This window comes from Motilibacter deserti (genome assembly GCF_011250635.1).
Classification (GTDB): domain Bacteria; phylum Actinomycetota; class Actinomycetes; order Motilibacterales; family Motilibacteraceae; genus Motilibacter_A; species Motilibacter_A deserti.
Genome location: NZ_JAANNP010000004.1, coordinates 23,489 through 37,487, shown reverse-complemented (window position 1 = coordinate 37,487; position 13,999 = coordinate 23,489). Strand labels below are relative to the sequence as shown.

At 75.1% G+C, this 13,999-nt stretch carries 10 protein-coding genes and 1 pseudogene; 5 read left to right on the top strand and 6 right to left on the bottom strand.

What is annotated here, in order from left to right; translation table 11 throughout:
• Window positions 1-32: 32 nt before the first annotated feature.
• Window positions 33-590 carry a TetR/AcrR family transcriptional regulator gene (locus G9H71_RS09910; RefSeq protein WP_166281290.1) on the bottom strand — a complete coding sequence of 186 codons (558 nt, stop codon included), beginning with the start codon at window positions 588-590 and terminating at the stop codon, window positions 33-35.
• Window positions 591-701: 111 nt separating this feature from the next.
• Window positions 702-1,694 (bottom strand): GTP 3',8-cyclase MoaA, encoded by a 993-nt coding sequence (gene moaA / locus G9H71_RS09905; RefSeq protein WP_166281288.1) that lies wholly within the window; start codon window positions 1,692-1,694, stop codon window positions 702-704.
• Window positions 1,695-1,720: 26 nt separating this feature from the next.
• On the opposite strand from moaA, the gene G9H71_RS09900 reads away from it, so the two are divergent.
• Together G9H71_RS09900 and G9H71_RS09895 are read left to right on the top strand one after the other, a co-directional pair.
• On the top strand, window positions 1,721-2,515 hold the full coding sequence (locus G9H71_RS09900; protein ID WP_166281286.1) for an SURF1 family cytochrome oxidase biogenesis protein: 795 nt from the start codon (window positions 1,721-1,723) through the stop codon (window positions 2,513-2,515).
• A 315-nt stretch (window positions 2,516-2,830) separates the two neighbouring features.
• Window positions 2,831-3,916, top strand: coding sequence for a CDP-glycerol glycerophosphotransferase family protein (locus tag G9H71_RS09895; protein ID WP_331272882.1), 1,086 nt, complete (start codon window positions 2,831-2,833; stop codon window positions 3,914-3,916).
• 26 nt (window positions 3,917-3,942) lie between these two features.
• Here G9H71_RS09895 and G9H71_RS09890 read toward each other — a convergent pair whose 3' ends face one another.
• Together G9H71_RS09890 and G9H71_RS09885 are read right to left on the bottom strand one after the other, a co-directional pair.
• Window positions 3,943-4,632, bottom strand: coding sequence for a response regulator (locus G9H71_RS09890; protein WP_166281284.1), 690 nt, complete (start codon window positions 4,630-4,632; stop codon window positions 3,943-3,945).
• Between the two features lie 14 nt (window positions 4,633-4,646).
• The gene (locus tag G9H71_RS09885; protein WP_166281282.1) at window positions 4,647-5,834 is read right to left on the bottom strand and encodes a sensor histidine kinase; all 1,188 of its coding nucleotides are present in this window, start codon (window positions 5,832-5,834) and stop codon (window positions 4,647-4,649) included.
• A gap of 131 nt (window positions 5,835-5,965) precedes the next feature.
• Here G9H71_RS09885 and G9H71_RS25505 point away from each other — a divergent pair.
• Window positions 5,966-6,826: pseudogene (locus G9H71_RS25505) on the top strand (glycosyltransferase 87 family protein); the annotation flags it as partial.
• Window positions 6,827-7,057: 231 nt separating this feature from the next.
• On the opposite strand, the gene G9H71_RS25500 reads toward G9H71_RS25505, so the two are convergent.
• On the bottom strand, window positions 7,058-7,786 hold the full coding sequence (locus G9H71_RS25500) for an SIR2 family NAD-dependent protein deacylase (RefSeq protein ID WP_407939719.1): 729 nt from the start codon (window positions 7,784-7,786) through the stop codon (window positions 7,058-7,060).
• A gap of 152 nt (window positions 7,787-7,938) precedes the next feature.
• On the opposite strand from G9H71_RS25500, the gene G9H71_RS09875 reads away from it, so the two are divergent.
• On the top strand, window positions 7,939-9,768 hold the full coding sequence (locus G9H71_RS09875) for a glycoside hydrolase family 15 protein (protein WP_331272881.1): 1,830 nt from the start codon (window positions 7,939-7,941) through the stop codon (window positions 9,766-9,768).
• Between the two features lie 68 nt (window positions 9,769-9,836).
• Window positions 9,837-10,601, top strand: a complete 765-nt coding sequence (locus G9H71_RS09870) for an SDR family oxidoreductase (protein ID WP_166281280.1) — start codon at window positions 9,837-9,839, stop codon at window positions 10,599-10,601.
• Here the strand turns inward: G9H71_RS09870 and G9H71_RS09865 are convergent.
• The gene (locus tag G9H71_RS09865; RefSeq protein WP_166281278.1) at window positions 10,588-13,971 is read right to left on the bottom strand and encodes an EAL domain-containing protein; all 3,384 of its coding nucleotides are present in this window, start codon (window positions 13,969-13,971) and stop codon (window positions 10,588-10,590) included. The two genes, G9H71_RS09870 and G9H71_RS09865, sit on opposite strands and share 14 nt — an antisense overlap.
• Window positions 13,972-13,999 lie beyond the last annotated feature (28 nt).

Below are 13,999 nucleotides of genomic sequence, written 5' to 3'. Positions count from 1 at the left end.
AGCCGGCCAGGGCTGCAGCCGATCGCGGCGGGTCAGCTCTGCCGCAGGACCGGCAGCAGCACGGTGTCGACGACCTCGGCGCAGAAGGCCTCGTCGACGCTCTGGCCGGCAGTCAGCCGGCTGAGCACGAGCGACGGGCCGATGTCGTGGAAGAGGCCCAGCTCGAGGGCGCGCGGGGCGAGCTCGCCGCGGGCGACGGCGCGCTCGACCAGCTGAACGCTCGTGCGCCGGTGCGGCTCGGCGAGCCGCTCCTGCACGGCGGCGCACATGCGCGGGTCGGTGCGGACGGCGTGCGCGACGGCGGCGAAGATCTCCGGCGCCCGGTCACCTCGGGTGAAGCCGAGCAGGAACGCCAAGAGGTCCCCGCGCAGCTCGCCCGTGTCCGGGAGGTCCTCCGGCCGGTGCTCGTGGGCGAGCGCCTCGACGATGAGCTCGGGCTTGCCGGCCCATCGGCGGTAGATCGTCGCCTTGCTCGCGTGCGCGCGCTTGGCGAGCGCGTCCATCGAAAACGCCTCGTAGCCCACCTCGACGAGCAGGTCCAGGGCGGCGCGGCAGAGCTCGGCCTCCCGGCTCGTGTCGTTCGGGGTCATCCCGGCCACCTCCCGGAGTACGGAACGGTTCCGTACTTCAGTACGGTACGGTTCCGTACTCCTGCAGTCAAAGCCGCAGCGCGGGCGTCGCCCGGACGGCGCAGGGAAGCGTCAGCCGCCGATCGCGGACATCGGCCGCGGCGGCTGCAGGAAGCCCGGCTCGTCGATGCCGTGCCCGGCCCGCTTGACCTGGACCGCACCGCGCAGCAGGTTCGCGATGGCCGCGTCGTCGGCCCCCGTCCGCAGGGCCGCCCGCAGGTCCACCTCGTCCTGGGAGAACAGGCAGTTGCGGACCTGGCCGTCGGCGGTGAGCCGGATGCGGTCGCACGCGCCGCAGAACGGGCGGGTGACCGACCCGACCACGCCGACCAGCCCGAGCAGCCGGCCCGCCTCGCGCACCACCCAGCGCTCGGCCGGGGCGCTGCCGCGGTGCGCCGGGTCCGGCTCGAGCTCGAGCTCGCGGCCCAGCAGCTCGAGGATCTCGGCGGCGGTCACCATCTCCTCGCGCTTCCACCCGTGCTGGGCGTCCAGCGGCATCTGCTCGATGAAGCGCGGCTCGTAGCCCTCCCCCAGCGCCCAGCGCGTGAGCGCGGCTGCCTCGTCGTCGTTGACCCCGCGCAGCAGCACGGAGTTGACCTTGACCGGCGAGAGGCCCGCCGCGTGGGCTGCCGCGAGGCCGCGGAGGACGTCGTCGAGCCGGTCGCGGTGGGTGATGGCGCGGAACCGGGCGGCGTCGAGGGTGTCGAGCGACACATTGACCCGGTCCAGGCCGGCCGCGGCGAGCGGCGCGGCGAGCCGCTCGAGCCCGACCGCGTTCGTCGTGACCGAGAGCGCCGGCCGCGGGGTGAGCGCCGCGAGCCGCTCGACCAGCCCCACCAGCCCGCGGCGTAGCAGCGGCTCGCCGCCGGTCAGGCGCACGTCCCGCACGCCGAGGCCGACCGCCACCGACACGATGCGGACGACCTCGTCGTCGGTGAGCAGGTGCGGCTTGGGCAGCCAGTCCAGGCCCTCGGCCGGCATGCAGTAGGTGCAGCGCAGGTTGCAGCGGTCGGTGAGGGACACGCGCAGCGAGGTCGCGACGCGGCCGTACCGATCCGAGAGCATGCCCCCAGCCTAGGTACCGTCGAGGGGTGCTGCGCACCCTCCGGCAGCCGCGCTGGATCGGGCTGAGCGTGGTGGTCGTCATCCTGTGCCTGGTCTTCGCGCGCCTCGGGCTCTGGCAGTGGCACCGCGCGGAGGGCAAGTGGGCGTCCAACGACGCGATCGCCGCGGCCGCCCGCGCCGAGCCGGTCCCGGCGGGCGACCTGCTCGCCGTCGACGCCGAGCCGGCCAAGCGGGTGCAGTGGCGCCAGGTCACGCTGACGGGGACGTACCTCCCGGACAAGACCGTGCTGGTGCGCAACCGCAGCCAGGACGGCGAGCGCGGCTTCCACGTCCTCGTCCCGCTGCGGCCGGCCACGGGCCCCGTCCTCCTGGTCGACCGGGGCTTCGTGCCCGCCGGGGCGAGCGCGACGACCGCGCCCGACGTCCCCGCGCCGCCGTCCGGGACGGTGACGCTGGTGGGGCAGATCCGGGCCTCGGAGCCGTCGAACGAGCGCCAGTCCCGGCTCGAGCAGGTCGGCGGCTTCCCGACCGTCACCCGCATCGCCCCGACCCGGCTGGTCCCGCAGCTGTCGGTCGGCCAGGCGTACGCCGGCTACGTCCAGCGCTCGGCCGAGACCCCGGCGCCGGCGCAGGCCCCGCAGGCGCTGGACCTGCCCGAGGCCGACGTCGGCATCAACCTCGCCTACGCGTTCCAATGGTTCGTCTTCATCGGCGTCGCCCTGGTCGGCTGGTTCGTCCTGCTGCGCCGCGACGCGCGCGAGTCCGCGGAGGCCGACGGGGACGGCGCCGCGCCCGCCCCCCGCCCTGCGGTCGTCCCCTGACCGGATTCGGAGGTAGACAGGAAGAGCACGTCCGGCGCGTCGAGCCCCTCCTCGGCGGCCTCGGCGTTCTCCTGATGTACGTGATGTCGGACACAGGCCCTCCTGTCAGCAGGATGAAGGAGGTGGGCGGAGTGGGAGAGATCTCCCGCCGGGTGGCCGAGCAGGACCGCGGCGCGAGCGAGCACGTGTACGTGCCGGGACGCGTCCGGGTCGGGCCCCCGGGCGACGGCGAGCCCGGCGAGGACGACTGACCCGTACTCTTCGGTGTCTCCGGCTCGAGGTGAACGGTCTCCCGCAGCCGGGAGGCCGGATCGAGTGACGGAGGACTCAGCGGTGCGCGTGGTCTACAACAGCTTCAACGGGCGCTACTCGGACAGCCCGCGGGCCGTCCACGAGGCGCTGCTCGAGCAGGCGCCCGACGCCGAGCACTGCTGGCTGTCCGACCCCGAGCACGCCGCGACGTTCCCGGCGACCGTCGCGACGGTCGAGATCTACACCCCGGAGGCGGTGCGGGCGCTCGAGTCGGCCGACCTGGTCGTGTCCAACAGCCACCTGGAGATGGACTGGGCCAAGCGTCCCGGCGCGACGTACGTGCAGACCTGGCACGGGACGCCGCTCAAGCGCATCCACGCGGACGTGCTCTGGGGGCCGCCCGGGCTGCTCGAGCACCTGTCCGAGGACGTCGACCGCTGGGACGTCCTGCTCTCCCCCAACGCCTACAGCACGCAGGTGCTGCGTGGAGCGTTCCGCTGGGAGGGCGAGGTGCTGGAGACCGGCTACCCGCGCAACGACGTGCTGCGCTCCCCCGGTGCGGACGACATCCGCCGTCGCGTACGCCGCGAGCTGGGCGTCGAGGAGGGCCAGACGGCCGTGCTCTACACCCCCACCTGGCGCGACGACGCGTTCTGGGAGGGGGCGGTGGACGCCGACCCGCTCGCACTGGACGTCGACGCGGCCACCGCCGAGCTGGGGCCGGACGTCGTGCTGCTCGTTCGGCTGCACTACAAGCTCACCGGAAGGATGCGCCCGCGCACGTCTCCCCGGGTGCGCGACGTGTCGCACCACGCCGACGTCGCCGAGCTCTACCTCGCCGCCGACGCGATGGTCACCGACTACTCCTCGACGATGTTCGACTTCGCCGTCACGGGCAAGCCGCTGGTGCTGTTCGCCTACGACCTCGAGCGCTACCGCGACGAGCTGCGCGGCTTCTACTTCGACCCCACGGCCGACCCGCCCGGCCCGGTGGTGACCACGTCCGACGCGCTCGTCGAGCAGCTGCGGGACGTCGAGCGCGGGCACCGTGAGCACGCCGCCGCGTACGCCCGCTTCCGCGAGCGCTTCTGCCACCTGGACGACGGCCACGCGACGGAGCGGTTCGTCGACCGGTTCCTGCGCTCCTAGCGTGGGACGAGCGCTATCTCTGACAGCTAGCGCGGGCCGCCGACGAGCCCGCACTCGTAGGCGAGGATGACCAGCTGGACCCGGTCGCGGGCGTCGAGCTTGGTCAGCAGACGCGCGACGTGCGCCTTCGCGGTCGCCACCGTGATGACGAGCTCGTCGGCGATCTCGGCGTTGGACAGCCCACGGCCGACGAGGGCGAGTACCTCGCGCTCGCGCGGGGACACCCGCTCCAGCGCGGGCGCCGCGACGGGTCGGGACGGCCGGTCGACCAGGTCGGCGATCAGCCGGCGCGTCACCGCGGGGGCGAGCAGCGCGTCACCGGCCGCGACGACTCGGATGCCGTCGAGGATGGCCTCCAGCGGCATGTCCTTGACGAAGAACCCGCTCGCCCCGGCGCGCAGCGCGCCATAGACGTACTCCTCGTCGTCGAACGTCGTCAGCACAGCCACTCGCGTGCGGGTGGGCTCGGCCAGGATGCGGCGCGTCGCCTCGATGCCGTCGAGCCGGGGCATGCGGACGTCCATCAGGACGACGTCGGGCTGCAGCTCGCGCGCGGCTGCCACCGCTTCAAGGCCGGTGCCCGCCTCGGCGACCACGGCGAGGTCGGGCTGGTCGGCGATGAGCACGCGCAGCCCGGCGCGGACGAGCGGCTGGTCGTCGGCGAGCACGACCCGCAGGGCCCGGCCCACCGGCTCGAGCTCCGCGACGTCATCCATACCGCCGCCGCTCGTCACGCCGGTCCGTCCGGCAACGGGAGCCGTGCTGTGACGCGGAACCCGCCCTCGGCCCGCGGCCCCGCCCGCAGGTCGCCGTGGAGCAGGTCGACGCGCTCGCGCATGCCCACGAGTCCGAAGCCCGGTTCGGTCGTCCCCGTGCCCGCCCCCGAGTCCGCCACGTCGACGGTCAGCGCGTCCTCGCCCTGCACGACGGTGACCACGCAGTGGTCGGTGGCGGCGTGCCGCACCACGTTCGTCACCGCCTCCTGCACGATCCGGTACGCCGCGAGCTCGATCTCGCCAGGAGGGGCCCGCCGCTCCCCCTCCCATCTCAGCTCGACGGCGACGCCGGCGTCCGCGGCCCCGGCAACGAGCCGTTCGAGGCCGTCGAGGCCGGGAGCCGGGGCGTACGCCGCCTCGTCCCGGCCGGCGCCGCCCTCGCTCGCACGCAGCGACGTCACCGTGCGACGCAGCCCGGCGAGCGTCTCCCGGCTGGTCTGCTCGATCGTCGTCAACGCGTTGCGCGCCTCCTCCGGCTGGGTGTCGAGAACCCGGCTGCCGACCCCGGCCTGGATGGCGATGACGCCGATGCTGTGGGCCACGGCGTCGTGCAGCTCGCGCGCGATCCGCAGCCGCTCGGCGATCACCGCCTCGTGCGTCGCCTGCTCCCGCAGCAGGGCGGCGTGCCGGCGCCGCTCGAGCACGGTGTAGCCCGCGAGCCAGGCCAGCGCCAGCAGCACGGCGAGGAAGGTCTCGGCGACGACCACGTCCAGGCCCCCCGCGACACCCTCGGACGGGCGGCCCGGCAGCAGGGCGCCGACGGCGACTAACGCTACCGCCGCGACGGTCAGCGACCGGCGCGGCGGTAGCAGCGCCGACACGAGGGCCAGGGCCGCGGCGACCGCGAGCAGCTGCAGGACGGGCGCCAGCCCGTCGTCGCTGAGGAACAGCGCGACCGGCAGGACGGCGAGCTGCACGACGAGCATCGCGACCGGGTGACGGCGCAGCGCGACACCGGCCGCCCAGCAGAACGCGACGAGCACCAGGGACGGGTCGTCGAGGACCGCGCCGGCGTACCCCGCCAGCGCCGCCAGGAGCAGGGTGCAGAGCAGGGCTACGGCCACCAGGCGCGCCGCGACGACGTGGACGGGCCGCCGGCCCGGAAGCCTCGCCCGGGCCGCCTCGGGCCACCGTGGGAGCACGCGCCGGAGCGTAGCCGCGCACAGCGCGGGCGCACATCCGCCTCGGGGCGTACTCCCGGAGGCGAGCGCCCGCCCCGTCCTGTGGCCCGTGGCCCGACGCCCGCCGGAGCCTGCCTCGCGACGGTGACGCCATGCCGACCTGCCTGCTCTCGTTCCCGCGCGGCGTCCGCGTCCTCCTCGCCATCGAGCTCGTCGCCCTCGTCGTCTTCGCCGCTGTGTACGAGTCCCTCGACTTCTCCATCTATCGCGGAGGCGGTGCCGCCGTCCTTCAGGACGCTCAGCTCTACCTCGCGCAGATCGACGAACACTGGTTCACTTATCCGCCGTTCGCCGCACTGCTCTTCACTCCTTTGACATGGGTGCCGGAGACCGCCGCGCGGCTCTGCTGGGACCTCGCCTCGGTCGCGGCCCTCGCCTACTCCTGCCGCGTGGGCCTGCGCCTCGCCGGGCTCGGGGCACGCCCGCCGGCCGTCCTCGCCGCCGTCGCGGCCACGCTGCTGCTCGAGCCCGTCTGGCACACGCTGTTCCTCGGGCAGGTGAACCTCCTGCTCATGGCCCTGGTGCTGCGCGACGTCGAGCGGGTCTCCTCCGGCCGCCCGGCCGGGATGTGGATCGGCCTCGCGGCCGCGGTCAAGCTCACCCCCGCGGTCTTCGTGCTCCTGCTGCTCGCTGCCGGCCGTGCCCGCTCGGCGCGCAACGCCGTCGTCGCGTTCGTCGCCGCCTCCGCCGCTGCGTGGGCGCTCGCGCCCGGCGCGTCCGCCACGTTCTGGGGCCGCTACCTCGGCGACACCAGCCGGGTCGGCGCGACGTACGTGTCCAACCAGTCGCCGTTCGGGGTCGCCGCGCGCGTGTTCGGCCGGGCCGCCGAGGTGCCGTCGGCGTACCTCCTGCTGCCGGCCCTCGCCGGGGCCCTCGGGCTGGCGCTCGCCGCGGCGTACGCGCGTCGTGAGGACTGGCTGGCCGCCGTCGTCGTCACGGCGGCCACCGGCCTCGCCGTGTCGCCGATCTCCTGGACGCACCACTGGGTGTGGGTCGTCCCCGCGCTGGCGCTGCTGCTGCGGGAGGGGCGGCGCCGGGCGGCGCTCGCCGGCTTCGCGCTCTTCGCGGCTGCGCCGATGTGGTGGGCCCCCGGCCCACCCCGCGAGCCCGAGCGGCCGGCGTGGTGGCTCTCGCAGCTGGTCGCGGACGCCTACCTCGTCGCCGCGGTGCTGCTGCTCCTGCTGCTAGCTCGAGTGCCCGGGCCGGCTCTCGCGCGCGTGGAGGGCGACCAGCGCCGGAAGCACCTCGCCGATCGGGGCCCGGACGACGGCGTCCGCGGAGTCGTCGTAGGCCGTCTCGCCCTGGTTGAGCACCACGAGCGCGGCGCCCGCGGCCTCCGCGGCACCGGGCAGGGAGGCGGCGGGCAGCACCTGCAGGGTCGTGCCGACGGCGAGGAAGAGGTCGCACGAGCGGGCGGCGTCGAAGGCCCGGGCGAGGACGCCGGGGTCGAGGTCCTGGCCGAAGCTCACCGTGGCGGACTTGAGCATGCCGCCACAGACGAGGCAGGCAGGGTCCTCGTCCCCCGCGACTACCCGCTCGAGCGCCTCGCCCATGGGGACGTGCCGCCCGCAACGCAGGCACTCGGCTTCCCACATCGTCCCGTGCAGCTCGAGGACGAGCTCCGGTGAGCTGCCCGCGCGCTGGTGGAGTCCGTCGATGTTCTGCGTGATCAGCGTCCGCAGGCGTCCCTGCCGCTCGAGCTCGACCAGGGCCCGGTGGCCGGCGTTCGGCCGCGCCGTCCGCGCGGCGTTGTCCCGCCGCAGCTGCCACGACCGCCTGCGCAGCTCCGGGTCGGCGACGTACTCGTCGATGTCGAACATGCGCGCCGCAGAGGGGTCACGCGTCCACAGGCCGTTCGGGCCGCGGAAGTCGGGGATCCCCGACTCGGTGGAGATGCCGGCGCCCGTGAGCACCACGATCCGCTGCGCGCCGGCGACCAGGCCGGCCGCGCGCTCGATGCCGTCGTACGCCTGCACACCGACGACGCTACGTGGCTTCCGGCCGTCGCGCGCGACCGGCACGGCGGAGGTGCCGGCGGCGGGGAAGCCGGGAAGGATGTGCGGTCGTGACGCCGCCTGCCGACCTGCCCGCCGCGACGCCGCCGGGCGGCGCTCCGACCCGCGACGAGGACGGCTACGCCCCGCTCGCGGACTACGCCGGGATCGGGGACGGGCGCTCGGTCGCGCTGATCGCCAAGGACGGGTCGGTGGATTGGTGGGCGGTCCCCGACCTGCACGGCGTGCCCGCCTTCGCCGCGCTGCTGGACCCGCGCGAGGGAGGGTCGATCTCGCTGCGCCCCGACGAGCCGTTCACCGTGGAGCGCGGCTACGTCGGCGACACGAACGTCGTCGCCACCGAGTTCGTCACGCGCTCCGGGCGGGTCCGGGTCACCGACGCCCTCAACACCGGGGTGGCCGGCCGGCTGCCCTGGTCCGAGCTCGCCCGCCGCGTCGAGGGCGTCGAAGGGCACGTCCCGATGCGCTGGGAGGTGTCACCCGGGAGCGCGCTCGGGGTGCTCGCGCCCTGGGCGGACGAGCACGAGACGGGGCCGCTGCTGAAGCTGGACGACCTCACGATGGGCGTGCGGTGCGGCGACGTGGGCAGCCACGAGACGCACGGCAGCTCAGTCACCGGCCATTTCAGGACCGCGCCGGGGTCGCGCGGCGTCCTGGGTGTCGTGGCCACGTCGCGCGAGCCGCTCTACCTGCCCGGCGCCGACCAGCTGGACTCCCGGATCGATCGCACCGTCCGCGGATGGCAGGACTGGTCGGACACCCTCGTCTGGAGCGGCTCCTGGGAGAAGGCCGTACGCCGGGCCGCGCTGGCGCTGAAGCTGCTGCTCTATGCCCCCACCGGCGCGATCGCCGCCGCGGCGACGACGTCGGTGCCGGAGCGGCTCGACGGCGGCAAGAACTGGGACTACCGCTACACGTGGGTGCGCGACACCGCGTACACGCTCGACGCCTTCGTGCGGCTCGGCCTGCACGAGGAGGTCCACGCAGCCGTCTCCTGGCTGCTCGCCACGGTCGAGCGGCACGGGCCCGAGCTGCAGCCGTTCTACTCCCTGGACGGCGAGCTACCGGGCGGCAGCCGCCGGCGGGACGTGCCGGGCTACCGGCGCAGCGCGCCCGTCGTCGACGGCAACGACGCGGCCGGCCAGCTGCAGCTGGGGCCGTACGGCGACCTGTTCCAGACGGTCTTCCTCTGCGTGCAGGAGGGCCACGTGCTCGACGCGCGCACGTCACGCGTGCTGGCCGACCTGGCCGACCGCTGCTGCGACGACTGGCAGCGGCGGGACGCCGGGATGTGGGAGCTGCACGACGAGCGCCACTTCACGCTGTCGAAGATGAGCTGCTGGCAGGCCCTGGACCGGGCGGCCCGGCTCGCGGACGGGGGCCACCTGCCCGGCAACCCGCGGCGCTGGCGCATGGAGTCGGCGCGCATCCGGGAGTGGGTCGCGGAGCACTGCTGGTCGGAGGAGCGACAGGCCTACACGTTGCACGCGGGGACCGAGGACCTCGACGCCGGCGTGCTGCTCGGCGCCCGCTTCGGCTTCGACCGCGGCCCGCGCATGGCGTCGACGGTCACGGCCGTGCGGCAGGAGCTCGGGACCGGCCCTCTGCTGCATCGGTATTCAGGAATGCAGAAGGAGGAAGGAGCCTTCCTCGCTTGCACCTTCTGGGCCGTGGAGGCGCTCGCGTTCACCGACCAGCTGGAGCAGGCCAAGCACCTGATGGACGAGGTCCTGGCCCTGACAGACGGGCCGGGGCTGCTCAGCGAGATGGTCGACCCGCGCGACGGCAGCCTGCTCGGGAACCTGCCACAGGCCCTGAGCTACCTCGGCCTCATCAACGCCGCGTGCGCCGTGGACGAGGTGGAGCGGCGCGAGGCCTGAGCGACGGTGGAAGCGCCGCGCCCCGGGGCATGCTGCAGCCGGGCGCGGAGCGTGGGCAGGATGTGCACATGGACCTCGGGCTGCAGGAGCGGGCGTACGTCGTCACCGGCGGGAGCAGCGGGCTGGGCTTCGCGACGGCACAGGCACTGGTCGGTGACGGGGCCCGGGTGTCGCTGTGCGCCCGCGACGAGGACGCGCTGCGCGCCGCGTCGGACCAGCTGGGCGGCCCCGACCACGCCCTCGCGGTCGTCGGCGACCTCTCCGACCCCGGCACCCCGACCCGCGTCGCGGCGGCGGCCGTGGCCCGCTACGGCCGGCTCGACGGCGCGCTCATCAGCGTGGGTGGCCCGAAGCCGGGCACCGCGCTCACGCATCCGGACGAGGAGTGGCGCGCGGCGTTCGAGACGGTGTTCCTGGGCGCGGTCCGCACCGCACGGGCGGTCGTCAACGCGATGTCGCCGGAGGGCGGGTCCATCGTGTTCGTGCTGTCGTCGTCGGTGCGCTCGCCCATCGAGGGCCTGGCGCTCAGCAACGGGCTGCGCCCCGGCCTCGCGATGGTCGCCAAGAGCCTGGCCGACGAGCTGGCCGGCCGTCACATCCGGGTCAACGGGCTGCTGCCGGGCCGCATCGACACCCCGCGGATCCAGCAGACCGACGCCGCGAGCGGTCGCCCGGTGACGTCGCGCCGGGAGTGGGAGCGCCAGATCCCGCTCGGGAGGTACGGCGACCCGGAGGAGTTCGGCCGGGTGGCCGCGTTCCTGCTCTCCCCCGCCGCGTCCTACGTCACGGGCACGATGCTCGCGGTCGACGGCGGGCTGCTCAGAACGTACTGACCACCGCCGCGGGCAGCCCCTGCACCCGCAGCGCCGAGATGCGCTCGGGCGGCAGCGGCCGACCGAAGTGGTAGCCCTGCGCCTTCTCGCACCCCAGGGCCTTGAGCTCCAGCGCCTGCTCGCGGGTCTCGACGCCCTCGGCGACGGCCACCAGGTCCAGGCTGTGGGCCAGGCTCACGACCGCGCCGACGATCTGCGCGTCGCGGCCGGCCGTCCCCATGCGGGCGACGAACGAGCGGTCGACCTTCAACTCGTCGACGGGCAGCCGGTGCAGGTAGCTCAGCGAGGAGTAGCCCGTGCCGAAGTCGTCGACGTAGAGCCGCACGCCGAGCTCCTTGAGGCTGTGCAGCGTGGCCTCGCTGGCCGCGATGTCCTCCATCACCGCGGTCTCCGTGAGCTCGAGAGCGATCGCGGAGGGGTGGACGCGGCTGCGGGCGATGGCCGATCGCACGATGTCGGGCAGCAGCGGGTCGCCCAGCTGGCGCGGGGAGAGGTTGACGCTGACGGTGAGCCCCGGCCCGTCCCCGGTCGACCATTCGCGGGCCTGGCGGCAGGCGTCCTGCAGCACCTGGGCGCCGATGGGGACGATGAGCCCGGTCTCCTCGGCGAGCGGGATGAACCGGTCCGGCGGCAGCAGGCCCTCCTCGGGGTGCTGCCAACGCACGAGCGCCTCCACGCCGACCAGCCGCCCGGTCGGCAGCGAGACGATCGGCTGGTAGACCAGCCGGAACTCCTGGCGCTCGACCGCGCGGTGCGGCGCGCTGCGCGTCGCCAGCCGCCGGCTCGCGCGCTCGCGCATGGCCTGGTCGAACACCTCGAACGACATGTCGCCCCGCTGCTTCGCGCGGTACATCGCCGCGTCGGCGTTCTCGATGAGTGCCTCCGGGCTGTCGTACGGGCTGCGCCCGAGCGCCATGCCGATGCTCGACGTCACGAACAGCTCGGTGCCGCCGATGACGAAGGGCCGGGCGAGCACCTCCGTGACGCGCTCCGCCACCTCGACGGCGTGCGCCTCGTTGCGCACGCCCTCGCAGAGGATGGTGAACTCGTCGCCGCCGAAGCGGGCCACCGTGTCGTGCGGGCGCACCGCCGAGCACAACCGCCCGGCCACGGCCCGGATGAGCTCGTCGCCCACCCGGTGCCCGAGGCTGTCGTTCACGTCCTTGAAGCGGTTGAGGTCGAGGAAGAGGACGAGCGCCCAGGAGCCGTCGCGCCGTGACCGCTCGAGAGCGACCGTCAGCCGGTCGAGGAACACGGTCCGGTTCGGCAGGTCGGTCAGCGGGTCGTGGGCGGCCTGGTGGGCAAGGCGCGCCTGCGCCCGCGAGTGCTCGACGGCCAGGTGAGCGAGCCGTGCCCCGGTCGCGGCCGCGCGCAGGGCCTCCCGCGACGGCCTTCCCGGGGCGCTGCGCACGAGTGCGAGCGCGACGTGCGTGCCGCCCTCGGCGACCGGCGCGGGAACGACGGTGAGGCCGCCGATCCCCGCCTCGCGCGCGGCCGCGCCGGTGCCGGCGCAGCGCACGTCGTCGCCGACGTCGGCCACCACGACGAGCCGGTCCTCGACGGCTGCCGCGTCGTGGCCGCGCCGGGCCAGCAGCTCGGCGGCGACCTCGCGTACGCACGTCTGGCGGGGTGCGGGCAGCGTCGGGGCCACGACGGCGGAGACCTCGGAGAGGGTGCCGAGCAGCACCGCGCACGCGACCTCCTCGAGCTGCTCCTCCAGGGCCGACGCGAGCTCGCTGAGCACCCGGTCGACCGGCTCGCCGCGGGCGAGCAGCTCCAGGACGCGGGCCTGGTTGGCCTGGAAGGCGTCCGAGCGGCGCCGCTCGGTGATGTCGCGCAGGCTGAGCACGATCCCGTCGACCGCGGGGTCCGAGCGCAGGTCGGTGACCCCCGCCTCGGCGTACTTCCACGAGCCGGGGCGCCCGAGGCGGAGCTCGACGCGCTCGGCGACGGGCGCGTCGCCGGGCAGCCGGGTGAGGCGCAGCCGGGTCTCCTCCGCGTCGTCCGGGTGGACGAAGGCGAGCAGGGGCTCTCCGACGAGGGCACCGGCGCTCACTCCGAGCAGCGGCCGGGCGGCGGGGCTGGCGTAGCGGACGTGCAGCTCCTCGTCGAGCACGACGACGAGGTCGGACACGTCCTGCACGAGCGCGCGCCAGCGCGCCTCCGACCGGCCGAGCGCGTCCATCACCTCGGCGCGCGCCAGCACCTCCCCGAGCACTCCGGCCGCCGCGTCGAGCACCGCGAGCTCGCCGCGCTCGAACCCCTCCGCGCCCTGCCGGTCGAACGTGCACAGGACGCCGACCCGCTGGCCGCCGACGCGCACCGGGGCCGCCAGGCAGTCCTGCCACCCCGCTGCCTGCAGCAGCTGCGGGAGCGCGGCCGCCGGGCGCGTACGCCCCGGGCCGCGCAGCAGCGCCCGCCCGCGCGTTGCGGGAGCCCGGCCGACACGTACGGGGGCCGGCTCGTGCAGGAGCGCCTCGGTCAGCGCCGGGACCTCGGCCGCGGCGCCGCTCCAGCGCACCGGCCCGTCGGTGCCCGCGGTGTAGGTCGTCGCGACGCCGTCGCGGACGACGTGCAGCTGAGCGCCCGAGCACTCGAACGCCGGCAGCAGCTCGCGCAGGAAGCCCGCGAGCGCCTCCTGCGGGTCGTCGGCGCCCGTGAGCATCCCGTGGGCCTTCGCGAGCCCGAGCATGCGGACCGAGCCGACGTGCTGGGCCGCGACCGCCCGGCTCCCGAGGTGCAGGACCGCCAGCGCCACCAGGCAGCCGGGCGCTACGAGCGGTGACCAGAGCCAGGCGCCGAGGAAGAGCAACCCGAATGCGACGGTCATGGCGGCGTTGAGCAGCGACCGGCCCAGCCCGGCGAGCGCGCCGGGATCCCCCGTGCCGCCCGCGAGGCGGATGGCGAGCCCGACGCTCGCCCAGTTCACGACGAGCAGGGCCACGGCGGCCAGCAGCAGCTCGGGCAGGTCGCCCGGGGAGATCGGGCCGGGCCCGCGCAGCTCGCTGAACGCCCAGCTCGCCAGCGCCGCCGCCGCGCCCCACTGGGCCGCGTTGAAGGCGGCCTTGGCCGGCGGCATGCGCAGGGCCGCCTGCGAGACGGCCTTCGCGGCCACGACGAGGACCACGAGCAGCATCCCGGGCAGCAGCGCCAGCGCGGGCAGGACCGCGGCCTCGAACAGGTCCAGCCGGTCCGCCTGCCGGCCGCTGGTGATCTTCAGGCAGAGCGCGCCTGCGACGGCCAGGCAGACGGTCAGCGCGAGGACCTCGAGCGGCGCCGGAGCCACCGGGGCGTGCGGCGCGCGGCCGGCGGCGATGCCGGCTGCAACAGCCACCCCGGCGAGCCCGACGCCGAGTGCGGCGACCTCCACCCGGGGACGGGGGGCGGTCCGCGCCCGC